Annotated in this window: 26 protein-coding genes and 1 riboswitch; of the genes, 24 read left to right on the top strand and 2 right to left on the bottom strand. The window is 47.6% G+C overall.

The genetic code is table 11. The annotated features are described in order from the left end of the window. Positions 1-52 precede the first annotated feature (52 nt). Positions 53-307 (bottom strand): AbrB/MazE/SpoVT family DNA-binding domain-containing protein, encoded by a 255-nt coding sequence (locus MKX30_RS26690; RefSeq protein ID WP_007428005.1) that lies wholly within the window; start codon positions 305-307, stop codon positions 53-55. Between the two features lie 331 nt (positions 308-638). Between MKX30_RS26690 and MKX30_RS26685 the strand changes: the two genes are divergently transcribed. The 13 genes from MKX30_RS26685 to MKX30_RS26625 all read left to right on the top strand — a co-directional run bounded on the left by MKX30_RS26685 (position 639) and on the right by MKX30_RS26625 (position 13,227). Next, positions 639-1,922, top strand: a complete 1,284-nt coding sequence (locus tag MKX30_RS26685; protein WP_341063885.1) for an HD domain-containing protein — start codon at positions 639-641, stop codon at positions 1,920-1,922. A 42-nt stretch (positions 1,923-1,964) separates the two neighbouring features. Further along, positions 1,965-2,735 carry a TatD family hydrolase gene (locus tag MKX30_RS26680; protein ID WP_023986429.1) on the top strand — a complete coding sequence of 257 codons (771 nt, stop codon included), beginning with the start codon at positions 1,965-1,967 and terminating at the stop codon, positions 2,733-2,735. Positions 2,736-2,936: 201 nt separating this feature from the next. After that, positions 2,937-3,219: riboswitch (cyclic di-AMP (ydaO/yuaA leader) on the top strand. Between the two features lie 271 nt (positions 3,220-3,490). Next, complete coding sequence (locus tag MKX30_RS26675; protein WP_023986430.1) at positions 3,491-4,639, top strand: 3D domain-containing protein; 1,149 nt, start codon at positions 3,491-3,493, stop codon at positions 4,637-4,639. Between the two features lie 146 nt (positions 4,640-4,785). After that, positions 4,786-5,331, top strand: coding sequence for a ribonuclease M5 (gene rnmV, locus MKX30_RS26670; protein ID WP_013308117.1), 546 nt, complete (start codon positions 4,786-4,788; stop codon positions 5,329-5,331). 7 nt (positions 5,332-5,338) lie between these two features. Further along, on the top strand, positions 5,339-6,223 hold the full coding sequence (gene rsmA, locus MKX30_RS26665) for a 16S rRNA (adenine(1518)-N(6)/adenine(1519)-N(6))-dimethyltransferase RsmA (RefSeq protein ID WP_023986431.1): 885 nt from the start codon (positions 5,339-5,341) through the stop codon (positions 6,221-6,223). Positions 6,224-6,278: 55 nt separating this feature from the next. Beyond that, positions 6,279-7,175, top strand: coding sequence for a sporulation peptidase YabG (yabG, locus tag MKX30_RS26660; protein WP_023986432.1), 897 nt, complete (start codon positions 6,279-6,281; stop codon positions 7,173-7,175). A gap of 201 nt (positions 7,176-7,376) precedes the next feature. Beyond that, the gene (gene veg, locus MKX30_RS26655) at positions 7,377-7,658 is read left to right on the top strand and encodes a biofilm formation stimulator Veg (protein WP_013308120.1); all 282 of its coding nucleotides are present in this window, start codon (positions 7,377-7,379) and stop codon (positions 7,656-7,658) included. 162 nt (positions 7,659-7,820) lie between these two features. Continuing rightward, on the top strand, positions 7,821-8,000 hold the full coding sequence (locus MKX30_RS26650; RefSeq protein ID WP_007428013.1) for a small, acid-soluble spore protein, alpha/beta type: 180 nt from the start codon (positions 7,821-7,823) through the stop codon (positions 7,998-8,000). A 144-nt stretch (positions 8,001-8,144) separates the two neighbouring features. Beyond that, a complete protein-coding gene (gene ispE / locus MKX30_RS26645; protein WP_013308121.1) occupies positions 8,145-8,999 on the top strand; it encodes a 4-(cytidine 5'-diphospho)-2-C-methyl-D-erythritol kinase in 855 nt (284 codons plus the stop codon). 181 nt (positions 9,000-9,180) lie between these two features. Further along, positions 9,181-10,008 carry a pur operon repressor gene (gene purR / locus MKX30_RS26640; protein WP_013308122.1) on the top strand — a complete coding sequence of 276 codons (828 nt, stop codon included), beginning with the start codon at positions 9,181-9,183 and terminating at the stop codon, positions 10,006-10,008. Between the two features lie 175 nt (positions 10,009-10,183). Further along, positions 10,184-10,471, top strand: coding sequence for a septation regulator SpoVG (gene spoVG, locus MKX30_RS26635; RefSeq protein ID WP_007428016.1), 288 nt, complete (start codon positions 10,184-10,186; stop codon positions 10,469-10,471). Between the two features lie 345 nt (positions 10,472-10,816). After that, complete coding sequence (gene glmU / locus MKX30_RS26630) at positions 10,817-12,214, top strand: bifunctional UDP-N-acetylglucosamine diphosphorylase/glucosamine-1-phosphate N-acetyltransferase GlmU (RefSeq protein WP_080658680.1); 1,398 nt, start codon at positions 10,817-10,819, stop codon at positions 12,212-12,214. A gap of 59 nt (positions 12,215-12,273) precedes the next feature. Beyond that, positions 12,274-13,227, top strand: coding sequence for a ribose-phosphate diphosphokinase (locus tag MKX30_RS26625; protein ID WP_013308125.1), 954 nt, complete (start codon positions 12,274-12,276; stop codon positions 13,225-13,227). A 68-nt stretch (positions 13,228-13,295) separates the two neighbouring features. Here MKX30_RS26625 and MKX30_RS26620 read toward each other — a convergent pair whose 3' ends face one another. Next, the gene (locus MKX30_RS26620) at positions 13,296-13,496 is read right to left on the bottom strand and encodes a hypothetical protein (protein WP_023986434.1); all 201 of its coding nucleotides are present in this window, start codon (positions 13,494-13,496) and stop codon (positions 13,296-13,298) included. 74 nt (positions 13,497-13,570) lie between these two features. Between MKX30_RS26620 and pth the strand changes: the two genes are divergently transcribed. The 11 genes from pth (at position 13,571) to yabQ (ending at position 25,305) form a co-directional block, all read left to right on the top strand. Further along, the gene (gene pth / locus MKX30_RS26615) at positions 13,571-14,131 is read left to right on the top strand and encodes an aminoacyl-tRNA hydrolase (protein WP_023986435.1); all 561 of its coding nucleotides are present in this window, start codon (positions 13,571-13,573) and stop codon (positions 14,129-14,131) included. 86 nt (positions 14,132-14,217) lie between these two features. Next, positions 14,218-14,448 (top strand): anti-sigma-F factor Fin family protein, encoded by a 231-nt coding sequence (locus tag MKX30_RS26610; protein ID WP_013308128.1) that lies wholly within the window; start codon positions 14,218-14,220, stop codon positions 14,446-14,448. 134 nt (positions 14,449-14,582) lie between these two features. Further along, positions 14,583-18,110: a transcription-repair coupling factor gene (gene mfd, locus MKX30_RS26605; RefSeq protein WP_341063883.1), complete on the top strand. Its 3,528-nt coding sequence runs from the start codon at positions 14,583-14,585 to the stop codon at positions 18,108-18,110. After that, on the top strand, positions 18,094-19,212 hold the full coding sequence (locus tag MKX30_RS26600; protein ID WP_023986437.1) for a peptidylprolyl isomerase: 1,119 nt from the start codon (positions 18,094-18,096) through the stop codon (positions 19,210-19,212). The genes mfd and MKX30_RS26600 overlap by 17 nt, the downstream gene beginning before the upstream one ends. A gap of 167 nt (positions 19,213-19,379) precedes the next feature. Next, complete coding sequence (spoVT, locus tag MKX30_RS26595; protein WP_023986438.1) at positions 19,380-19,922, top strand: stage V sporulation protein T; 543 nt, start codon at positions 19,380-19,382, stop codon at positions 19,920-19,922. 142 nt (positions 19,923-20,064) lie between these two features. After that, complete coding sequence (locus MKX30_RS26590; protein ID WP_341063881.1) at positions 20,065-21,723, top strand: putative polysaccharide biosynthesis protein; 1,659 nt, start codon at positions 20,065-20,067, stop codon at positions 21,721-21,723. Between the two features lie 159 nt (positions 21,724-21,882). Further along, positions 21,883-23,382, top strand: a complete 1,500-nt coding sequence (mazG, locus tag MKX30_RS26585; protein ID WP_023986440.1) for a nucleoside triphosphate pyrophosphohydrolase — start codon at positions 21,883-21,885, stop codon at positions 23,380-23,382. 333 nt (positions 23,383-23,715) lie between these two features. Next, complete coding sequence (locus tag MKX30_RS26580; RefSeq protein ID WP_007428028.1) at positions 23,716-23,988, top strand: HU family DNA-binding protein; 273 nt, start codon at positions 23,716-23,718, stop codon at positions 23,986-23,988. Continuing rightward, entirely contained in the window at positions 23,988-24,266 is a 279-nt protein-coding gene (locus tag MKX30_RS26575; RefSeq protein WP_016818913.1) for an RNA-binding S4 domain-containing protein, read from the top strand. The genes MKX30_RS26580 and MKX30_RS26575 overlap by 1 nt, the downstream gene beginning before the upstream one ends. Before the next feature lie 179 nt (positions 24,267-24,445). Continuing rightward, positions 24,446-24,730, top strand: coding sequence for a sporulation protein YabP (gene yabP / locus MKX30_RS26570; protein ID WP_013368685.1), 285 nt, complete (start codon positions 24,446-24,448; stop codon positions 24,728-24,730). Continuing rightward, positions 24,727-25,305: a spore cortex biosynthesis protein YabQ gene (gene yabQ / locus MKX30_RS26565; RefSeq protein ID WP_023986441.1), complete on the top strand. Its 579-nt coding sequence runs from the start codon at positions 24,727-24,729 to the stop codon at positions 25,303-25,305. The genes yabP and yabQ overlap by 4 nt, the downstream gene beginning before the upstream one ends.

Raw genomic sequence — 25,305 nt, 5'->3', positions numbered from 1 at the left:
GAAAAAGGTTAGAATTAACAATATCTGATAAGTCTATTATATACTAAAATTCTCAGTTTGTCACAGGTGTTGGGATTTCAGAAATGCAATCTTGGCAAACAATTTTCCCTTTGAAGTAAATTACGTTCTCAGCATTGCCGCAGAAGATACAAGCAGGCTCGTATTTTTTAAGCATGATGCGTTCACCATCAACATAAATTTCCAAAGCGTCTTTCTCTCCGATTCCCAAGGTACGACGCAATTCGATTGGAATAACAACACGTCCGAGCTCGTCAACTTTTCTTACAATACCAGTGGATTTCATCATAATAAATCAGGCTCCTCTCGCCGTTTAAAATAATATAAGTGTCATGATTCGACAAAATTTTCTCTTTTCTGATATTTACTATACCAACGATTCCCAAAACAGTCAACCTTAAAAATGTAGTAACAGTCTGATTATGCAAAAGTATTTAGATTAAAGACCTTTACTCATGTGTATTGCCTTATCTTATTGATGATTTATTCAGTTTGTCGATTTGGAAATGTCGAAAAACTATAATTCGACATATTACGACAAAGAATGTCGAATGAGGGAAAACATTTAGGATTTTATTGTATTTTAATCCATTATTCCGAATATTAAAGGAGCTGATATCTTGCACCAGCCACTCAGTGAAGAAAAAGTTTTTAAAGACCCGGTACATAATTACATCCATGTTCAGGATACTGTGATATGGCGGTTGATCAACACGCCGGAGTTCCAACGTTTACGGCGCATACGGCAGTTAGGCACATCGTATCTTACGTTTCATGGAGCGGAGCATAGCCGTTTTTCACATTCATTGGGCGTATATGAGATTACGAGACGTATTATTTCTCAATTTGAACGTGGAGATTTCCCAGATTGGCCGAAGGAGGAAAGGCTGGTTGCTCTGTGTGCGGCCCTATTGCATGATGTGGGGCATGGCCCATTTTCTCATTCAATTGAGGAAGCCTTTCATATGAACCATGAGGATTGGACATGCCGCATTGTACTGGGAGACACGAAGATCAACGCTGTGCTACGGCAAGTCGACGACAAGCTTCCACAAAAGGTGGCTGCGGTTATAGCCAAAACGTATGATAAGCCAATCGTTGTCAACTTGGTAACCAGTCCGCTAGATGCTGACCGTATGGATTATTTGTTGCGGGATGCTCATTCGACAGGTGTCAACTACGGCACAATTGATTTGGATCGTATTTTACGACTGCTACGTCCTCATAATGGGAGAATTGTTGTGAAGGAATCAGGCATGCATGCAGTAGAAGATTATTTAATGTCACGCTACCAGATGTATTGGCAAATTTATTTTCATCCTGTAACACGCAGCTCGGAAATCCTTTTACGTAAAATTTTCAAGCGAGCAAAGGAATTGTTTAAAAACGGATATGAGTTTGGTTTTCTGCTGGACACGCTGCCGGATCTGTTGAAAGGAGAGCTTACAGTAGAGCAATATCTGATGCTCGACGAGTCATTAATCCAGACCGTATTTAGCCAGTGGAAACGAGAAAAGGACGAGATTTTAAGTGATTTGAGCAGCCGTTTTATGGACCGTAGATTGTATAAATATGTAGAGATTGAAAATATGGATACAGATACCATTGACAGTATTAGAGAAGCTTTGAAAGAGGCTGGTTTGCACCCTGAATATGATTTTGAAATTGATTTTCCGACAGATCTTCCTTATGATGTGTTTCGGCAGGGTGGCTCGACGGACAACCAGATTTTACTGCTTGGACGTCAGGGCGAGGTGAGTGAAATATCCGAAGTTTCGGAAATTGTGCGCTCAATAAGTGGTATTCACCGAGGAAAATATCATATGTATTTTCCCCAGAATAAATTGAACGCGGTAAAAGACAGGCTTCCTGCCGAAATAAGGAATTATTTTGTCAAGGAATAGACAACTATATAGAAATGTAAGTAAAAAAAGGAGATGTAAACCTTGGATTTATTCGACACTCATACTCACTTGGATGCGCCACAATTTGACGAAGATCGTGAAGAAGTTATAGCACGTGCTGTCGAATCAGGAGTAACACGGATGATCAATATCGGATTTAATCGTGAGACCATTCCATCCACTATGAAATTGGCCGAGACGTATGATTTTATTTATGCGGCAGTTGGATGGCATCCGCAGGATGCTATTACAATGCAGGAGGGCGATCTAGAATGGATTGCATCGTTATGCAGTCATAAAAAGGTTGTAGCCATCGGAGAGATCGGTCTGGATTATTATTGGGATACATCACCGAAGGATGTGCAGCATCGGGTGTTTCGAAATCAAATTGGTCTGGCTCGTGAGCTCAAAATGCCCATTGTTATCCATAACCGGGATGCACATGAAGATATTGTTAAGATTTTGCGCGAGGAAAAAGCGAGTGAGATTGGCGGAGTCATGCACTCCTTTTCGGGTAGCTGGGAAACTGCCAAAATGGTGCTGGATATGGGATTTCACCTTTCCTTCGGTGGTCCAATAACGTTCAAAAATGCCAAGCAGCCAAAAGAGGTGCTCGCACAGGTGCCGCTGGACCGTCTGCTCATTGAAACTGATGCTCCCTATCTGACGCCTCATCCGTTTCGTGGGAAGCGAAATGAGTCTGCACATGTGAGACTGGTAGCAGAGGCTGCAGCCCAAATCAAAGGGATTACAGTGGAGGAATTAGTGTCAATAACGACCCAAAATGCCCTGGAACGATTTGACATTCAATGAAAAAGTGAAGAAATCGATCAAAATAAAGAGATAGACGAAGCTAATCATGAATTTGTTGCAGGAAACTCGAGAATATTACAATATTTTAACCGAATATTTTAAAAAATGTACTTGAAACCTGCTTTACAACATGCATAGAAACAGGATATCATCTTTTCAGTGAATTGTTGTTTGAATGTAAACATCAACAAGTCATTTCATGAACCAGTCTCGCTGAGTCCCTTTTACAGGGAACGGGGGAACCGATATGGCTTACAGTACGTCCGGCGTATGTGCAAGAAGGGAACGTCTCTTCCGCCAGCCGGCTCGACCTAAATTCTTTTCCTGGATGGGATTGAACAGGTGGAGGAGCCGTATTTCGATTTCTTTCTGGGTCTTCGGGGTGAATGTGAAGGCGACCGCCATGAGCGGTTGACCCAAGCTAGGGCGACTCTCTACGTCCGAACCCGACAGCTAACCCCGTAAGCGTAACAAGAGAGAAGCCATCTCGTGCATGAGTTTTCCCGCATATTCACACATGCCGGAAGCCACGAAAGAGCTCTCTAGTCTCTTTCTCTGGCTTTTTTTGTTGTGAATAAAAGAAAATCTGTCATCATACTGTGGTTAAACAGGGGAGGACAGCATGCCGCGAAGACGGGTACATGGTGCAGGACAGTCGCAGTTTGGGCTTGTCTTGTAGAAAATCTGTTATAGTCACGTCAAATCTCAACTATGTCTTACTCCAGACGGCGGGCTATGTAAGGAGGACGGAGGAAATGGGCATTTTCCAAAAAAAGGATACCCATGAGTCACGCTCATCCAGCATGTCTTACGTATTGCGTTGGAAGCAAGAGAATGTGCGCCAGGCTGCTTTGGTTGCTATATTTCTAATCGCGCTAACGATTATGATTTCAATTCTGATGTACACGCAATCTAAAAAACAAGTCTTTTTTGTCATCGATGGCAAGGCGTCTGCGGTAGAAACCCGGGAATCCAAGCTTCAAGATTTGCTGAGCGAGCATTCCATTTCACTTCAGCCGCATGATACAGTTTCCATGCCGCTAAATGGAGCAATACAGGATGGCGATCGCGTAGTCATTAAACGTGCCAATCAAGTCAAAGTATCTTCAGGCAATGAGACGAAAAAGCTGTACACAACAGAAAATACAGTAGAAGGTGCCATTCGTACCTCGGGCTATAAATTATCATCAACGGATAAAGTTTATCCTGCGTTGGATGCCTCTGTTTCGTCTAACATGGACATAAAAATCGTCCGTGTGAAGAAACAGCAGGTCGAACAGAAAAAACAGGTGCCTTATCAGGTCATCAAAACGGCCGATCCGAGTCTTTATAAAGGCGATAATCGGGTCATTCAAAGCGGCAAATCGGGTGTGGTCGTCCAGCACGTTCAAAAGGTATATCATGATGGAAAGTTGGTATCCAAACAGCTGGTTAACAAGGAAGTTGCACAGAACCGTGTGGATAAAGTCATTGCAGTAGGAACGAAGAAAAAACCGGTCGTTCTGGCTGCTTCCGTCGGTCCCAATGATGCCGTTAAGGCAACAACGGTTAGTTCGGGCAGTGCTGTCCGTAAAGCAGGCGTCAATTTTAAATATAGCAAAGTTTTACAAAATGTCTCCATGACGGCGTATTCCTCACAGGAGCCAGGTATCGGTACACGTACTGCATCCGGCGCACGTGTCACGGAAGGACGCACCATCGCGGTCGATCCGAGTGTAATTCCAATCGGCTGGTGGGTGTATATCGAAGGGGTGGGCTTCCGCCGTGCGGAGGATACCGGTGGCGCGATTAAAGGCCACAAAATCGATGTGTATTATGAGAGTTTGAGCCGAGCCAACCAATTTGGTCGTAAGCACGGTAAAACCGTTTATGTTATCGGACCGGTAAAGCCTGAAATCAACTAAAACAGGTTGTGTATGTTGAGGGCAATGCGATAGTATTAACAACATAGTTATGCCATGCTAAGAAGAGGATATCCTCTTCTTATTTTGTTTTCAAAAGCAGGGAAAGATAAATATAGCTTGCTGTGTAGCAGTGGAGGGAAACGCAAATGATCAAGGAAGTGATCGTGGTAGAGGGCCGGGATGATACGGTGGCCATTCGCCGCGCTGTTGAAGCGGATACGATAGAAACTGGCGGCTCAGCCATTAATAAAATGACGCTGCGTAAAATTGCATTGGCGCAGGAGCGGCGGGGGGTCATCATTTTAACCGATCCCGATCATGCAGGGGAGCGCATCCGTAAGATTATCGCTTCCAAGGTACCCGGCTGCAAGCAGGCCTTTATACCCGAGGCAGAAGCGACGCGTAAAGGAGATATTGGCGTGGAGAATGCCTCACCAGAAGCGATCAGACACGCTCTTGCACGGGTCCATACGACAGTGGAAGGCGCCGACCCGCTGATTGAGTGGGCGGACCTGATTGATGCTGGACTCATCACCCACCCCAATGCTGCTGCACGCCGTATGGCCTTAGGGAATGTGCTGGGTATTGGTTATTGTAACGGAAAGCAGCTACATAAACGGCTCTCTGTATTTCAGATCAGCCGCGAGGAATTTGCCGGGGCGCTGGCACAAATTGAAAGTGAAGGATTGTGATATCCGTATGACAGGGATTCAAGATATAGCAACACCGCGGCGTACGAAGGACATTATTCAACGGCACGGTTTTTCGTTCAAAAAGAGTTTGGGACAAAATTTCCTGATTGATCAGAATATTCTCAATAAGATTGTAAATGCTGCCGGATTGGATGAGACGAAGGGCGCACTTGAGATCGGTCCTGGGATTGGTGCTTTGACCGAGAAGCTGGCCCAATCGGCCAAGGCAGTTACCGCTGTCGAGATTGACCAGCGGCTACTGCCAATTCTCGAAGAAGTGTTGGCCCCTTACGAGCATGTGAAGGTACGTCATGGAGATGTGTTGAAGCTGGATTTGCGCGAGGTGTTCGCAACCGATTTTGCAGACGTGAGCAAAGTAAGTGTCGTGGCTAATCTGCCGTACTACGTTACTACACCGATTCTGATGAGGCTGCTGGAGGACAAGCTCCCTTTGGAGAATATCGTCGTTATGATCCAAAAAGAAGTGGCTGAGCGTATGGCTGCGTCTCCTGGAACGAAGGATTACGGCAGCCTGAGCATTGCGGTGCAATATTACAGCGAACCTGAATTAGTCTGTATTGTGCCGAATACAGTATTTATTCCCCAGCCGAATGTGGAGTCTGCAGTCATCCGGTTGCGTGTACGGGAAGCCCCTCCAGTGGAAGTGGTGGATGAGAAGCATTTTTTTGAAGTGGTTCATGCTGCTTTTGCCCAGCGTCGTAAAACCATTTCCAATAACTTAAAAAGCCGTTTCTTCACCAAAGAGAACAGGGACACGCTGGAGCCGTTGTTGCAACAAGCTGGTATTGAACCCTCCCGTCGAGGAGAAACGCTAAGTATTGAGGAATTTGCGCGTCTCAGCGCTGTGCTGTTGGAGGCAGGTATATCCTAAGCTGGAACCAAACTGTGCATTCACCCATACGATATAGGAGGGGTGATACAGTGTGATGAGTTTAGGAGACTTGGTCGTTCGGAAATCGTACGGCGGAGATGTCACGTTTCGTGTTGAGGACATCCAGCGGGATAAAGCGATCATTAAGGGAATAGAATTTCGGCTGCTGGCCGATTCCCCAGTGAACGATCTGGTCAGAGTGCCTGCAGACCAGATTAGCGGTAAGACTCAGCAGGCCCATATTAAGGCTGGTGAGTCTCTTAATCTGTTGCAACGGGCACGCCAGCAGCAAGCTGCTCGTAGTCAGGCAGCTCTGGTTGGGGACTGGAGTGATCCGGTCGAGTCAACGTATTTTGAAATGCCGGGAAAGGTTCTTCATCTGGATGGAGATCCCGGCTATTTGAAAAAATGTCTCAGTTTATATGAACAGCTCCGTGTTCCTGCAGAGGGACATCACGTTCACGAATCGGCAATGGCGGACACGTTGTACCGACTGCTTCCCCGTATCCGTCCGGATATCGTGGTCATTACCGGACATGACGGTGTGCTGAAGCAGCCACAGCCTTATGATTTGTACAGCTTGAAAAGTTATAAAAATTCGCAAAATTTTGTGGCGGCGATTCAGGTAGCAAGACAATATGAACGTCATCTGGATTCGCTGACGATTGTAGCGGGGGCGTGCCAGTCCCATTTTGAAGCGTTGCTACGTGCGGGAGCGAACTTTGCCAGCTCACCAGGGCGTATCCTGATTCACGCGCTGGACCCCGTTTACGTGGCTGCCAAGGCGGCCTTTACTTCGATCCGTGATACGGTCAACATGGGGGACCTGTTTCACCAGACAATCAGTGGCAGCCGCGGAGTGGGTGGAATTGAAACTAGGGGAAGCTATCGCATCGGCCTGCCGAAGCTTGAAAATTTGTCTACGCTTAAAGTAACGCCTTCCGCAATCTAGGATTCAAATGTGCCAATAGGATTAATCTGAACAAAAAGCCTCTGCTTTCAGAGGCTTTTTGTCATTTTTTATATAAATTATTCCTGTTCGCAAAAAATTAAATTGACAACTTATTTTTCGTGTTGTTATAATATTTAGCTTGATTTGACAATCCCTCTAAAATTCGTTATAATGGACAAGGAAAGAGGTGGTCGTTAGGCAATGGCTAAAAATACGCTGTTGGAAATCAAACGCAGTCTCGACGCACATGTAGGGCAAAAAATTTTGCTGCGGGCTAACGGCGGACGCCGTAAGACCGTCGAACGAACTGGTGTCTTGGAAGAAACGTACCCTTCTGTTTTTATCGTCAAGCTGGATCAGGAGCAACAGACGTTTAAACGTGTCTCCTACAGCTATGCTGACATCCTTACCGAGTCGGTGGAAGTCAGCGTATATGATCCCGACTCCCATACAAGTGTAGTCGAATATTTTGAAACACCTTAATTGATTTCGTGATTTATACCAGCTTTGCAGGTTTAACGACGGCTTCGTCATTTCAAATGACGGGGCCGTTTTGTATATACAGAGCAGGATGAAGCATGACATCTCTGCACATACTAAGCCGGGAATGATCTTCCTTATTCCATTGCCGAAGGAGGCGTATGTATGAGCCGAAGAAGACGGAGTGTCATGTCGGAGGAGCTAAAGTACGAGCTGGCCAAAGATCTTGGGTTTTACGACACGGTCAAGGAAGAAGGCTGGGGAGGCATTAAAGCCAAGGATGCGGGCAATATGGTCAAGCGGGCTATCCAACTTGCCGAGCAGGCAGCTTCCCGCAAATCGTAGCTATCGGTGGTGCTGATGAAAAGCGGGGATATCCGGGATTAGACCGGGTCATCTCCGCTTTTTTGAACCTCATGACTTGACACGCTGAGTCTGATATAATATGTTAAGCTGTCTTGAGGGAAAAGTTGAAGGTGGGTGAACGCCTTGAAAATATATGAAAAAGCACCGGCGAAAATCAATTTAATGCTTGATGTTCTACGTAAGCGGGACGATGGTTATCACGAGGTCGAAATGATTATGACCATGGTCGATCTGTCTGACCGATTGACGATGTCCGAGTTACCGCGTGATACCATTATTATTTCAAGTCAAGCCGGGTACATACCATTGGATGAAAAGAACTTGGCTTTTCAGGCTGCGCGTCTGATCAAAGAACGTTATAACGTGTCTACGGGCGTCCACATCCATCTGGATAAGCATATCCCGGTGGCGGCAGGGTTGGCGGGTGGAAGTAGTGATGCTGCCGCAGCGCTGCGTGGACTGAACAAGCTATGGAAGCTTGGCATCTCGGATGCAGAATTAAGGGTGCTGGGTGCTGAGCTGGGATCAGATGTACCTTTCTGTATTACAGGGGGTACAGCTTTAGCGAGCGGACGCGGAGAACTGCTCAAGCCACTTCCGAATCCGCCACAATGCTGGGTGATCCTTGCGAAGCCGCCGATTAATGTGTCGACGGCTGAAGTGTATGGTCGTGTCAAAGCAGATCAGATTACGCACCACCCGTCTGCCCGCCAGATGGAGCATGCGATCCGTAACGCTTCTTTTACCGATGTATGCAACGCGCTGGGGAATGTACTGGAGGATGTAACACTAAAGCTGTATCCAGAGGTAGAGCATCTTAAAAGCTCCATGATCCGCTTAGGAGCAGATGGTGTGCTGATGTCAGGTAGTGGACCTACAGTGTTCGGACTGGTATCGAAAGAAGCCAAAGTGCCACGGATTTACAACGGACTAAGAGGGTTTTGTAAAGATGTGTATGCAGTACGACTTTTGACCTGATTTTAGATAATTTTTTCTTATTATAGTGGTAATTGTTGTACAAATACGTACGAAGATGATATATTTACTATTAAATATTCGGATTTTACTATATCACTTACATTCCGCCAGCAACCGGCCAGTCCGCCGGTGCTTTACTGTACAAAGCGGGCGGCAGGAGAATAGATCGCGAGGAATTGTTGTGAAAAAACTTAAAAGAAGCTCACGATTGGTGGAAATGACGCAATTTTTGTTGTCACGGCCGCATACGCTGGTGCCTCTTACTCATTTTGCGGATCGCTACGGGGCAGCTAAGTCGTCCATAAGCGAGGATCTGGCCATCATCAAGGAAGTATTTGAGGATGAGGGCACTGGCGAGCTTCTGACGCTGGCGGGAGCGGCAGGGGGCGTCAAACTGATCCCGAGGCTTTCCAAGCAGCATGCGCTTGCGTTTGCGAACGACCTGTGTGCGCAACTGGAGCAGCCTGACCGCATATTACCGGGAGGATACCTGTATTTGTCCGATTTGCTGGGCCAACCTGCGATGATGAACGAAGCTGGTAAAATATTTGCGACCGCTTTTGCCAATCGTCAGATTGATGTGGTTATGACGGTGGAGACCAAGGGTATTCCACTTGCCTATGCAACCGGAGCACAGCTGAATTTGCCAGTCGTTCTCGTACGGCGTGATCATCAGGTGACAGAAGGTTCGGCTGTAAGTATTAATTATGTTTCAGGATCACAAAAGAGCCTGCATACGATGTCTTTATCCAGACGTGCGATGCGTGAGAAATCGCGTGTGCTCATCGTAGATGATTTTATGAAGGCCGGTGGCACCATTCAGGGGATGGTCGATTTGTTGGCTGAGTTTGATGCTGAGGTGGCCGGTGTAGGTGTGCTGGTAGAATCAGGCGAGGTGGAGAACGAAGAGCGCCTGCTGCACGATTATATTTCACTGGCGAATCTGACCGCAGTCGATTCTCGAAGCAAGCAAATTACAGTCAAGCTGGGCAATTATTTTGATGAGTGAACAGGGCAGTAAATTGTCACAATCCATCATAAAATACCTAAATATGTCGAAAAGAAATCTTTTCAAAAAAATTACCTGAATTTAGGATACGAATTGCCGAAAAAAAGAAGGATTTCGAACTGCTGTGTGGAATGTATACACCAAGTCCTATTTGGAAAAAGGTGGTGAAACACACATGCAGATTACGGATGTTAGACTCCGCCGAGTGAACTCAGAAGGAAGAATGAAGGCGATTGCATCCATTACGATTGATAATGAGTTTGTTGTTCATGACATCCGAGTTATCGACGGTAATAACGGGATGTTCGTAGCTATGCCAAGCAAACGAACTCCAGACGGAGAGTTTCGCGATATCGCTCACCCGATATCTTCAGGAACCCGTGAGAAGATCCAAGCTGCTGTATTGACTGAGTACGAACGTGCAGCTGTGGATGAAGAAGTTGCTATTGAAGAAGGCGCTTAATTCGCCTAAAGCAGGATTGGGGTACAAAAGAAAAAGAGAGCCACTAACTGTGGCTCTCTTTTCTTTTTGTCTGGAATGAGATATATTCTTTAGTGAGTTAACAGTCAGTTTTAAGGCAACTTGGAGCCATCCGGGCTGCCGAAGCGGCTTTTTCATAAGACAGGGACTAGGCAGCGATGCGTCCCGGGGATGAATGTCCAGCACAAGCTGGCCTGAAAAAATAGCCATTAACCAAAGGTTCGCCGTTATTTTTCAGGAGGATTGTGAAAAGTTAAGCAAAATCTGATCTGGGAATTAACGTTTTAGCCAAGGGGTAACTGTTATTTTCAGGATAGGAGGTTGGACTTGTTGGAAAGGTTGGCAGTCATTCTTGCCGCAGGGCAGGGAAAACGTATGAAATCCAAATTATATAAAGTTCTGCATCCGGTGTGCGGAAAACCGATGGTCGGGCATGTGCTCGACACGGTTCGTGAAATCGGTGTGTCCCGAAGTGTTGTCGTCGTGGGTCATGGAGCAGAGGCGGTACAGTCTTATTTGGGACCGTCGGCAGAATATGCGCTTCAGGCAGAGCAGTTGGGAACGGGCCATGCTGTCAAACAAGCCAAGGACTTGCTCGGTCAGGAAAAAGGTACAACCATTGTCATTTGTGGGGATACTCCTTTGATCACAGCGGAAACGCTAGAGGGCTTGGTGCAACTGCACGAGAGCCGTGGGGCGGCTGCGACGATTCTGACCGCTGAGTTGGACGACCCGAAAGGATATGGACGAGTTATCCGTGATGCTTCCGGGGCCGTGCTCAAGATCGTGGAACAGAAAGATTGTTCACCTGAGGAAGATGCTGTCCGGGAGATCAATACGGGAACGTACTGCTTTGACAATGCCAAGCTGTTTGCAGCGCTGGACAAGGTAACGAACACCAATGCACAGCAGGAATATTATCTGACAGATGTCATTGGTATTTTGCATGGTGAAGGTGAGCAGGTTGAGGCGTATTTGACAGATGATGTGTCTGAATCCATCGGTGTTAACGACAGAGTCGCTTTGTCGGTAGCTGAGGGCTATATGCGTGAGCGCATCGTCCGCAAGCATATGCTGAATGGTGTCACTGTCATTGATCCGTCTTCTACCTATATCGGGAGCGAGGTTGTTATTGGTTCCGATACGGTACTGTACCCGAACACATGGCTGCATGGTCAAACACAAATCGGAGAAGATTGTGTGATTGGTCCGCAGGCTGAAATTCAGAATACGATTATCCATTCAGGCGCAACGGTAAAACATTCGGTGTTGAACGAAGCGGAAGTGGGAAGCAGTACCTCTGTGGGGCCGTTTGCTTATCTGCGTCCAGGCGCGAAGCTTGGCGAACATGTGAAAATTGGTGATTTTGTTGAGGTGAAAAATGCGACCATTGGAGATCATTCCAAGGTGTCTCATTTGAGCTATGTCGGTGATGCCAAGGTGGGTACAAACGTAAATATTGGCTGCGGGGCAATAACGGTCAATTATGATGGATATAATAAATCTATTACAGAAATTGAAGACGATGCCTTTATTGGCAGCAACGTGAATCTGATCGCCCCGATTAAGATTGGAAAAGGTGCTTATGTTGTAGCAGGCTCCACTGTAACACATGCTGTCCCTGATAACGATCTGGCCATTGCCAGACCACGTCAAGAGAACAAAGCCGGATATGCGGACAAAATCCGCGCACGTGCCAAAGCGAAGAAGAAAAGATCGGAATGACCTTAATCAGCAAGCTGTTGAATCTGTAATGAATGAACCAGCACGGAGGGTTTCTATTAATGACTTATTGCGATTCCAAACTCAAAATATTTACTTGTAACTCCAATCCGAAGTTAGCCCACCAGATTGCGGACTACATCGGCATCCCAATGGGGGAATCCCATACCACATCGTTTAGTGACGGTGAAATCCAGGTTAAGCTGTCGGAAAGCGTACGCGGCTGCCATGTGTATATTGTACAGTCAACTTGTCTGCCGGTTAACGACAACTTGATGGAGTTATTGGTTATGATTGATGCACTTAAACGCGCTTCTGCCAAAAGTATCAATGTCGTTATGCCATATTACGGTTACGCTCGTCAGGATCGTAAAGCTCGTTCACGCGATCCGATTACAGCGAAACTTGTCGCTAACTTGATTGAAAAAGCGGGAGCTCACCGCGTGATCAGCATGGATTTGCATGCGATGCAGATTCAGGGATTCTTTGATATTCCAGTGGATCATATGCTGGGAGCGCCAATTCTGGCCCAATATTTCCGTTCCAAGCAAATTGAGAACCCGATTGTCGTCTCACCCGATCATGGCGGGGTTGTTCGTGCGCGTAAGCTGGCGGACTTCCTGAGTGCGCCGCTCGCTATTATTGATAAGCGTCGTCCAGAGCCAAATGTCAGTGAAGTGATGAATATCATCGGGAACATTGAGGGTAAAACGGCTATTTTAATTGATGATATCATTGATACAGCCGGAACGATTGTATTAGGTGCAAATGCGCTTAAAGAAGGCGGCGTAAAAGATGTGTATGCATGTTGTACACATGCTGTGCTTTCTGGTCCTGCTATGGAAAGACTGGAGAATTCGCCATTAAAAGAGGTGGTTGTGACGGATACGATCCCGATCGTTCACCCGAATCCGACAAGCAAGCTGAAGGTATTGTCTGTGGCTCCATTAATGGGAGAAGCTATCATCCGTGTGCATGAAGAATTGTCGATCAGCAAACTGTTTGAAATCGAATAAGCGCTGGCTCATTAAAAAAGGGGTTGCCTTTTCCATATGGAAAAGGTAACCCCTATCAGCATGTCAGGCTAAAAGCCTGGGCGAGATATGAATGTGAAGCGTTGACGATTGTATAGTGTGTCCTCTATTTCGACGAAATGCTCATTAAAACGCGCAACGATGCCAATCTGAATATGTACATTCCCGTCATATATCTGGACAGGAACGGAATGTTTTAAATGATATAGAAAATGGCTGTCATATAAGAGGATATCACCTTGATTGAGCATACCGGCACGCACCTTCCTATTCAATACAACTATTTTACCAAAAAATACAGACTGCGAAAGAGGGTGTCAAGGTTATGAAGTGGATTGTAGGATTGGGCAACCCCGGTCCCCAATACGAGAAAACGAGACATAATGTCGGATTTATGGCATTGGATGCTCTTGCCTCGCGTCATAACATCCAGATTAACCAAAGCAAATGCAAGGCGTTGATTGGAGAAGGCCACATTGGTGGCGTAAAAACCGTACTGATTAAGCCAATGACCTATATGAATCTATCAGGCGAGTCTCTACGTGCTTATATGGACTACTATAAGGCCGATATGGAAGATCTGGTTGTCGTGTACGATGATCTGGATACTGAAGTCGGTAAAATAAGATTGCGTTATCAAGGTAGCGCAGGCGGTCATAACGGCATTAAATCGATCATTCAGCATACCGGCACGCAGTCCTTCAATCGGATACGTATGGGCATTTCCCGCCCGGAACCTGGACATGCTATTGTCGATTATGTTCTGGGTACCTTTCCCAAGAAGGAAAAAGAATTACTGGCCGGAATGATCGAGGACACGTGCAACGCCTTAGAGCATAGCTTGAGTCATCCGTTTGAACGGACGATGGCTGAATTCAACAAGTAAGTTCAGACGCAGGCAGACGGGCTTAAATGGAAGATTGTTGGACATACTGAAAGGTATAGAAAACTTTCAGGAGGCATATACATTACATGATTGTTAATTATGTATGCAGACATTGTCGAACTTTCTTGGGACGAATTGATTCCGCGGCAATAACCGAAGAAAGGTTGGGCTTCCATTCCTTGACCCCTGCCGAACGTAGAGATATAATAGCGTATAATTCGGGTGGTGAAGTGACCGTCAAAGTCATTTGCGAGCATTGCAGTCAGGCATTGGAGAATAATCCTGAGCTGAGTCTGCTCGTTAATCCGCTCCAATAACAGGTATTCAACTGGTAGGATGTACCAGCTTGAGAGGTGAAGCGGCAATTCCGCTTATGGAGCCTTGGCAGCATTGCTGAGGCTTCTTTTTCGGTTTACATGTAACTATTTATAAGCATAAAGGGGTGCCTTTTTTGTTACAAGCACTTATTCAGGCTTTTACGAAGGATGCTGATTATGCATCCATTGCAGCAGGTATATCATCAGGAATGAAGGAACAACTGATATCAGGTTTATCAGGCTCTTCCCGACAGGTACTGATGGCCGCGCTTGCCGAAGATACCGGACGACCGTTAATGGTCATGACGCACAATATGTTTGCCGCTCAAAAAATAGCAGATGACTTACAGGAAGCGCTTTCTCCTAATCAGGTTTTATTGTATCCTGCTAATGAGCTGGTAGCTGCTGAAGCAGCAATATCCAGTCCAGAGACATTGTCCCAACGAATTGATGTATTGATACGCTGCGCCCAGGGTTTTCGTGGGATTGTTGTCGTGCCGTTTTCTGGTGTCCGACGTTTACTGCCAATTCCGGAAACATGGCGTGAGGCTCGTATTGAGCTGAAAGAAGGCGAAACGATTCAGCTGGAAGCGTTTTTGCTACATATGGTCGAGATGGGATACCAGCGTGTAGAGCGTGTGGAATCACGTGGAGAGATGAGCGTACGCGGAGGAATTATTGATTTTTATCCAATGACAACCCGTTGGGGCTATCGTGTGGAGCTGTTTGACGATGAAATTGATTCGATCCGTAAGTTTGATCCGCAAGATCAGCGTTCGGTGGAAAAGGTTCAGGACGTTACTGTAACACCGTGTAAGGAAGTTATTGCGAATAACCAGCGTATGGACCAGGCGGCGGATGCCGCTGCTATTTTGTTGGAGGAGCAGCTGGGCAAAATGACGGATCGTCAAGCTAAGCAGCATCTGAAAGAAGAGATTCATCGTGAAATTGAGTTGCTGCGAGAGCATGTGTATTTTGACGAAATCTATAAATATATCTCCCTGCTGTATCCTGAACGTAAAACCCTAGCAGACTATATGCCGGAAGATACGATTCTGATTATTGATGAACCGGCACGTATGCTGGAAACAGCCAAGCAACTGGAACGGGATGAGTCGGAATGGAATCTGCATTTGCTTCAAAACGGTAAAACGTTACCGCAGCTAGAACTGTCAGATGACGCGGACAATCTGCTGTACAACCGGAGATTTCAGACGTTGTTTCTGTCGATTTTCCTCCGTCAGGTTCCTCATACCCAGCCACAAAATATTTTGAACTTCATCTGCCGAGGCATGCAGGATTTCCATGGCCAAATGAATGTGCTCAAGGCGGAGATGGATCGTTGGCGCAAAGCGGGCACACAGGTTATGATGCTGGCGAGTGGAGATGAACGTCTAGATCGGATGCGCCGAGTGCTTGAAGATTACGGTATTGATGAGCCTACGATGGCTATCGGCAATCTGCAAAGCGGTTTTGAAATGCCGTCTATTCATCTGGCAGTCATTACCGAGGGTGAAATGTTTTCCCAGAAGCAGCGGAAAGCTCGTAAGCAGGGTCGGCATGTGGACAATGCAGAACGGATTAAGAGCTATAGCGAGCTGAAGGTGGGCGACTATGTCGTACACCAAAATCACGGGATCGGGAAGTACATGGGAATCGGCACGCTGGAGGTTGGCGGTATCCATAAGGATTACATGCATGTTCTCTATGCGGGTGGAGATAAGCTGTCTGTGCCGATTGAACAAATTGATCTGATTCAGAAATATGTCGGCTCAGAGGACAAGGAACCCAAGATTTATAAACTGGGTGGCAATGAGTGGACACGGGTTAAAAGTAAGGTGCGCAGCTCGGTTCAAGATATTGCGGATGACTTAATCAAGCTATATGCAGAACGACAGTCGGCACCAGGGTTTGCTTTTGAAAAGGATTCACCGGAGCAACAAGAGTTTGAAGATATGTTCCCGTATGATGAGACACGTGACCAGATCCGGGCCATTGAAGAGATTAAGAAGGACATGGAGCAGAGTCGCCCGATGGATCGTTTGCTATGCGGTGATGTAGGTTACGGCAAAACTGAAGTTGCTATTCGTGCTGCTTTTAAGTCTGCTATTGAAGGTAAACAAGTAGCGGTGCTGGTACCGACGACAATTTTGGCACAACAACACTATGAGACGTTCCGTGAACGTTTTTCAGGGTATCCGTTCAATATTCAGGTATTGAGCCGTTTCCGCTCGCGCAAAGAGCAGAATGAGACGATTAAAGGGGTCCGGCAAGGCACGGTCGATATTGTCATTGGTACCCATCGTCTGTTGTCGCAGGATCTGGTGTTTAAGGACTTGGGAATGCTGATTGTCGATGAAGAACAGCGATTTGGCGTAACCCACAAGGAAAAGCTGAAGAAGCTGAAAACGAACGTAGATGTGCTGACGTTAACGGCAACACCTATTCCGCGTACGTTGCATATGTCCATGCTGGGTGTACGTGACTTGTCAGTCATTGAGACGCCACCGGAAAACCGTTTTCCAGTGCAAACCTATGTGGTTGAGCACAGCCAGACTCTAGTTCGTGAGGCCATTGAACGCGAGATGGCACGCGGAGGGCAGGTGTACTATCTGTATAATCGCGTGCAGGGCATTCAGGAGATGGCTGCAGAGATCAATGCGCTCGTACCGGAGGCCAAGGTGGGCGTGGGTCACGGACAGATGTCCGAAACCGAACTGGAGAAAACTATTTTGGATTTCCTGGATGGCGAATATGATGTGCTGGTCAGCACCAGCATTATCGAAACCGGCGTGGATATTCCAAATGTGAATACACTCATTGTGCATGATGCCGATAAAATGGGGCTATCTCAGCTTTATCAGCTGCGTGGGCGTGTAGGTCGTTCGAATCGGATTGCCTATGCTTATTTCACGTACCAGCGGGATAAGGTGCTCACGGAAGTGGCGGAGAAGCGCCTTCAGTCGATTAAAGAATTTACAGAGTTGGGCTCCGGGTTCAAGATTGCAATGCGCGATTTGTCCATCCGCGGAGCGGGTAACTTGCTTGGCGCTGAACAACATGGATTCATCGCATCCGTCGGTTTTGATCTTTACTCGCAGATGCTGGCTGAGGAAATTAATAAACGTAAAGTCAGCGTACTTGGAGAAGAGGATCAGTCCAATCGGAATTGGAGTACGTCGATTGATTTAGGCGTCGATGCTTACCTGCCGGGAGACTATATTTATGACAGCATCCAGAAGATTGAGATTTATAAAAAGGTTGCAGCGGTCAGCACTTTTGACGAGGCTTCCGAACTGGAGGATGAACTGGTCGACCGATTTGGCGATCTGCCAGAGGCTGTGCGTCATTTGCTAGCCGTGGCTCGCCTCAAGGTATATGGACGCATGTATGGCATCGAGTCCATGGTGCAACGGGATGACAATATAGTGCTGAAATTCCATGAGGGGCGCCAGCAGGCGGTACAGACTGCTAAACTTGCCGAGATTGGCAATCGCTTTGAAAGACGTGTACAATTTGAACAGGGCACTTCTATGAGCGCACGCATAAAGGGCAAAGGTCTAAATGATCCACAGTTGCTAGAACTGCTGGAACAATTTTTGAGTGCATTGAAAGAAGCATTCACATTGAAGGAGGAACTGCAAAATGCCACAACTAAATAAAAGAAAACCTTGGAGAATGCTCTCCTTGGGAATGGCAGCGCTGCTAGCTATATCCGTGCTGGCAGCATGTACGAAGCAAGCGGATGAGAACAAGGTCAAGGATGAACCGAAGGACAACAGCAAGGTTGTCGTGACCTATAAGGGTGGAACCATTACCGAAAATGAGTTCAACCAAGAAATCAGCATGATGAAATTCCTTTACCCGGAATATGAGGCTGCGTTAGCTTCGGATCAGGTACGGGAGCAAATTGTAAAGCAGGAAGTGGTGTACAAGCTTCTGGCGGCCAAAGCGGACGACAAGGCCAAGGAGCAGGGTGCCAAAGAAGGGAACGAACAGCTGGAGCAGTATAAAAAGTCAGTCGGAGAAGATAAGTTCAAGACATTTCTGAGTGATAAAAAACTGACCGAACAAGGTGTGAAAGATTACTTCACGCGTGTAATGACGGTAATCAACAGCGAAACCAACAAAGTAACAGATGATCAGCTAAAACAGGAATTTGAGAAAAATAAAGATCAATTCACAACAGCAACCGTGCGTCATGTATTGATTAACTTCGAAGATCCTAAAACGAAGAAACAGCGCAAAAAAGAGGATACCCTCAAGCTGGCCAAAGAAGTGAAGGCGAAGCTGGACGGAGGAGCGGATTTTGCGACGATTGCCAAGAAGTATTCAGAAGACCCAGGTTCTGCGTCTAACGGAGGCCTGTATGAGAATGCATCCGTAGCGCAATGGGTACCTGCATTTAAAGAGGCCGCTGAGACTCAGCCGATTAACAAAATCGGTGAGCCAGTGGAAACGGAATACGGATATCACGTGATCAAAGTGGAGTCCCGCAATGAGCCAACGTTTGATAAATTGAAAGACAACGAAAAGGCTGCCCTGAAAAATAAATTGGCCGGGGAAAGTATCCAAAACTTTACCGAAAATGATTTGACGAAGCTTGATTTGAAAATCAATCTGCCGAAGGTACCAGCTACGCAAGAGAAAAGCGGTGCAACTTCCGGTGCTGGTAGCACAACTACACCGGGCGCAGCAACAAACGGTACGGGCGATACCAATGCAGGAACAGCCAAAGATGGAGCTACAAACGAAGGTAAATAACTGAACATGCATAAGGAATTGGGAACAGATGAATACTATGGTCAGATATCACCATAAACACCATGACCGTGACGTTCTTCGTGACCGCTTCTGGGGGAGTGGAAGCGTCTTTCGATACCGTCAGTAGTTTACTAAATTCTTCTTGAGAAAGTGGGGCAACATGTGAAATGAAAGCTACTGGTATAGTTCGCCGTATTGATGACCTTGGGCGGGTAGTTATTCCAAAGGAAATTCGCCGCACCTTGAGAATTCGTGAAGGAGATCCGCTTGAGATTTTTGTGGATCGTGACGGAGAAGTCATTTTGAAAAAGTATTCACCTATTGGTGAACTTGGTGATTTCGCCAAAGAATATGCTGAGTCCCTGTTTGAAAGCACGGGCCATATTACAATGATTACCGATCGGGACACCATTATTACGGTGGCTGGAGGCTCTAAAAAAGAGTTTCTGGACAAGCCAATCGGTAGCATTATCGAAGGTAGTATGGATAATCGCAAAACTGTGCTGGAGACAGCCAGCGGCTCCTATGAGCTAACGCGAGACCACGAAGAAACACTCTCGTCCTTTGTGGCGGCTCCCATTGTTTCCGGTGGTGATCCCATTGGTTCCGTTGTATTGTTGAACAAGGACGAAAATGTAAAAATGTCCGAAATGGAGATCAAAATGGCTGAAACAGCCGCTGGCTTCCTGGGCAAACAAATGGAACAGTAACATCCCGTTTCACCCCTGTATGACGTACAGAATGGCGAAAGCCGTCCTGCGTTGTACAGGGTTTTTTTTTCTTTCCGGGAGAAGAGGCGGTATAATAGGACTCGTGAAAGATGCATATTTCAGGTGGGAGTGGAGACGGAGAATGCAGGAAAATCGCGCCGCTTCGCGGCTGCTACGAGGTGCTGTCATTTTGACACTGGCAGCAGTAGCGAGCAAGCTGATCGGCACAGTGCAAAAAATCCCGCTGCAGAATATCGGCGGCGACGGCGTGTTTGGCATTTATAATACGGTTTATCCTTTTTATACGCTGTTCATTACCATTGCAGCTGCTGGATTTCCGGCTGCAATATCCAAATTTGTAGCTGAGTTTGAGGCAGTGGGAAACCAGGCAGCGGGGCAACGTGTTGCTCGGCTATCTTCGCTTGTCTTGGGTGTCTTTGGATTGATCTTGGGCGTGCTGATGTATACGTGCGCGCCGCTCATTGGTCAATGGATCGACAATGCTCACGTTATTCCATCGGTGAGGGCGGCGGCGTTTGCCTTTTTGTTCGTACCGGTTATGGCGGGATTGAGAGGATATTTTCAAGGTTTGCAAAATATGCTTCCGACTGCTATCTCCCAAGTGACGGAGCAGGCGATACGGGTAAGCGTGATGATTATGCTGTTGCTGCTCATGCTGTCGCAAGGAGCGGGGGCGGATATGATTGCCGCCGGAGCAGTGTTTGGTTCAGCAGCAGGTGGAGCAGCGGGATTGGTCGTCATGTTGCTATATTGGCGAAATCACAGGAAGAGGCTTAGAAGGCAAGGGACGGTCATGGCGACAGTGCAAGCACAAACTGGAGAGCTACACCCGGCGGAAAGCAACGGTGCCTTGCTAAAGGCGCTGCTGCGTTATGCCTTGCCTGTTTGCCTTGGAGCGCTAGCCGTTCCGTTAATTAGCCTGGTAGACACTTTTACCGTACCTCGCTTGTTAAAGCAGGAGGGTTTGGACGATACTGCGGTTATGGTGGCCTTTGGCGTGTATAACCGAGGTCTGCCGCTGGTACAGTTAGTCATGATGTTTGCTACCACACTGTCGGCATTATTCATTCCATCGCTGGCCGAGGCGCGGGTGACCGGCGGTACGGAGCTGGCACGTCGCCAGTGCGAGCAATCGCTGCGCTGGTTTTGGTTGCTGGGACTAGCCGCTGCGACAGGCTTGATCGTGCTGGCTGTGCCCGTCAATGTGATGCTGTATGCGGACGACACCGGCAGCGAGGTCATGCGCTGGATGGCGCTAACCGCCGTAGGCGGTACGCTCAGCATCATCTCGGCTGCGCTGCTGCAAGGGCTTGGCGCGGTTCGCGCGCCGGCTCTGGCGATGCTCGCGGCCGCAGTAGCCAAGGCGCTGCTAAACTGGCTGCTCGTGCCGCAGCTAGGCACGGCTGGAGCCGCCATTGCGGGGGCTGTCGCCTATCTGCTGGCGGCGGTGATCAACATCGTGCTGCTGGCTCGCTTGGTAGGCCTGCGTGGGAGCTGGTCCGCCAGCGTGCTCAAGCCGGCGGCACTGCTTATCGCCCTGGCTGGTGCGGCCGGGGCGGCGATGTGGGGCACCAGCGCTGTGCTGGGTGCCTTGGGATGGGCTGCCGGAGGTCGCGCCACGGCAGCCGCGGAGAGCCTGCTGGGCGTAGCAGCAGGCGCCGTTGTGTTCGTGATCGGCCTCGCACGCTTGAGGCTGATCACGGAAGCCGAGCTTGTGGCGGTGCCCAAGCTCGGACGCCCGCTGGCAGCCGTGCTGCGCAGGCTGCGTGTACTGGCTTAGCCCAGGCATAGGGCTTAGGGCGTGAAAGCGGCACAGCCATTTTATGAGCCTATACAACTTTGTGGTATAGTAAATCCCAAAGCAAAGGAAGCGGAAGCGGGGGTAGGCCGTATATTTTTTCGAGCACGAACCTTGTTTCTGCGAAACGGAGGATTGGATATGAGCGTAACATTAACGGTCGTAGGTTTGGGCTCGGGAGATCCGGATCAGCTTACGATAGGGATATTGAACAAAATGCGGGGCGCTTCAGCGCTCTATCTGCGGACCAAGGAGCATCCTGCGGTTCAAGTGCTGAATGAGTTTGAAGTGGCTTTTGAGTCGTTTGACGAGGTATATGAGACAAAGGAGTCTTTTCCAGAGGTATACGAGGAAATTACCAGCCAATTGATTACGATGGCTGCTAAGGCGGTAGACGGAAGCGAAATCGTATATGCGGTTCCCGGTCATCCGATGGTGGCAGAAGCAGCGGTGCAGTTGCTTAAGGAGCGTTGTCCTGCGCAAGGGATTGAACTGAACATTCTGGGTGGCGAAAGTTTCCTGGATGAAGCTTTTGTGCGTCTTGGTTTTGATCCGATCGAGGGTTTCCAACTGTTGGACGCAGGTACACTGGATGCCAGCTGGCTCCAGCCTCAGTTGCATACGCTGATCGGACAGGTGTATGACACCTTCACGGCTTCTGATGTGAAGCTGTGCCTGATGGAGCGGTATCCTGACGATTATGAGGTGTACGTCGGTCACGCTCTTGGGGTGGAAGGCGAGGAAGCGGTGCACAAGGTGCCGCTGTACGAGCTAGATCGAGTAGAGGGCTACGGGAACCTATCCTTGGTATACATACCTCGCAGTGAAGATGAGGCGCTGAAACGGCGTTCTTTTGACCGTTTACACGAGATTGTCGATATTTTACGCAGTCCGGAAGGCTGTCCATGGGATCGTGAACAGACACATCAGTCGATCCGCAAAAATCTGATCGAAGAAACGTATGAAGTCATTGAAACGATAGATGAGGACGACCCTGAGCATATGAAGGAAGAGCTGGGCGATCTGTTGTTGCAAATTTTACTGCATGCCCAAATGGAAGAGGAAGTTGGAACCTTCAATGTGTATGATGTTATCCAGGGGCTGAATGATAAGCTTATTTTCCGTCATCCACATGTATTTGGTGACAATCAAGCGAATGATGCGGAAGAGGCACTGCAAAACTGGGAGCAGATGAAGGCTGAGGAAAAACGGCTTAAAGGCACGACGGCAGCAGACCCTTCCGTACTGGATGGGGTTCCACGTGATCTGCCTGCTCTTATGAAATCGTACAAGCTCCAGAAGAAAGCAGCTAAAGTAGGCTTTAACTGGGATAGCATTGAGGGCGTATTCGATAAATTGGACGAAGAAGTGGCTGAGCTGAAGGAAGCGGTTCGTGAAGGGCATGCCGTGGAAGCCCAGTTGCTGGAGTTAGGCGATGTATTATTTGTTGCAGTGAATGCAGCTCGGTTCATGGGAGTAGATCCGGAAGAGGCATTGTCCGCCACCAATCGCAAATTTGTCGACCGTTTCCAGTATATTGAGCAGAAATTACGCGAGCAGGGACGCCGTCCCGAAGACAGCAGCGTAGATGAAATGGAGACTTACTGGCAGGAAGCGAAAAAGCTCCTTGGCAAAGCGTGATTCCACATATTCGCTTTTGGCTGCACAGAACAGTAAAATGAGACATATGCAGGGTTGAAAGAAGGCCCAGTTTGTGAAGACTTGCCAATGGGCAGAGTTTTGTAGTAGGATGTTGGCTTAACTGGGGTCGAATAAAAAAACGCCTGTCATTGCAGGATTTTTACGGACAAGCCAGAATAACTTGTAGTAATTCTGAAAATAACTGTAGCTTATAGTTAAGCGTGTTACAGTGACATTCAGGAGGGCTTCGGCCACAGTTGGACCTCACGTCTGCTCCATAAATGGACATGCAGCGTGATGATTATTTTTTGACATTTGGGAGGCTTTTATCTTATGAACAAGACAGATCTGATCAACAATATTTCCAGCAAAAGCGGTTTGAGCAAACGTGACGTTGAAGCTGTATTGAATGGCGTTCTTGGTGAAATTACAGATGCACTTGCTAGCGGTGACAAAGTGCAACTGATCGGCTTTGGTACTTTCGAAACACGCAAGCGTTCCAGCCGTACAGGCCGCAATCCACAAACCGGTAACACGATTGAAATTCCAGAATCGACCGTTCCTGCTTTTAAAGCCGGTAATAAGCTTAAAGAAGCCGTTAACTAATGCGTCTTGATAAATTCTTGAAAGTCTCGCGGCTGATTAAGCGGCGTACGGTAGCCAAGGACGTCTCCGAACAAGGGAGAGTGCTGGTGAACGGACGCGAAGCCAAGCCGAGCAGTGCGGTCAAAGTAGGCGATGAAATTACCGTCCAGTTTGGCCAGAAGCTGGTGACCGTGCGAGTGGAACGGCTCGCCGACACTACACGCAAGGACGAGGCTGCAAGTATGTACACTTTGGTAAAGGAAGAGCCTATTGCCAGGGACAATGGTTTGAACTGGTAAGCAGACATCTGATTTTCTCACAACTGTACATGAAAGCATTCCTTCATTATTTTATGAAGGAGTGCTTTTTTTTCTTTAGATGACGAGGTTTCGTCCATCATATGCTGATTAACAGCAAAAGCGGTTCTAAATCATACGGCCCCCTTCATAAGCTAAGAACAGAAGGAGGGGTACATGCCATGATTGAACAAGGGAAGTCCAAGCACCATGATCTGCGCATGCAAAGCCGCAAGCAACTCGATATTTCAGGCGTCAGCAATGTGGAGAGCTTTGACAGTGAAGAATTTTTGCTTCAGACCGAGCTGGGCCATCTCACCATTCGCGGACAACATTTACATATCAAAAACCTCAGTCTAGAAGAGGGGCTGTTGTCCATTGAAGGTTTGATTACTTCCCTCGTCTACCTGGAGCCCGGGGCCCCGGCCAAAAACGGAAAAAGCCTATTCGGCAAGCTCTTCAAATGAACCCTTACACACAATGGCTGACATTGACATGGATGCTGTTGTCGGGCATAGCCATGGGAGTGGTGTTTGACAGCTACCGGGTGCTGTCCATCCGCTTTCATTTTGCCCGCTGGAGCGTTCATATGTTGGACGTGCTGTACTGGGTGGCCTCGGCTTTGTTTATTTTCCGTGTGCTATACGCGAGTAATCGCGGTGAGCTGCGGTTTTATGTCTTTTTAGGACTACTTTTGGGGGTTTGGCTCTATTTTTGGGCCTTTAGTGTTACAACCCAACGTTTTGTGGTAATGTTATTAGAGATAGTTCGCAGACTGACGTTGATCGTGAACAGCATACTGCGCATCCTGATTGTTCTTCCGGTGTTAGCGCTGTATCGGCTGTTACGCAAGCTGGTCGGATGGACATGGACACTTATTGTGTTCCTGGGAAGGATGCTGATATACATCCTGATGCCGGTTTGGAAGCCGATCCTATGGCTGATCGGTCCGCTTAAAGCGCGCTGGAAGACTCCAGAGTTGCTCGTAAAGCTGGGTATCAGACTGAAAAACACAGCGAAAAGATGGTTTGGAAGGAGGTAG

Origin of the sequence: Paenibacillus sp. FSL P2-0173 (genome assembly GCF_038008045.1) — a bacterium.
In the GTDB taxonomy this organism is placed as follows: domain Bacteria; phylum Bacillota; class Bacilli; order Paenibacillales; family Paenibacillaceae; genus Paenibacillus; species Paenibacillus polymyxa_B.
This window is presented reverse-complemented; position numbering and strand designations above follow the sequence as displayed.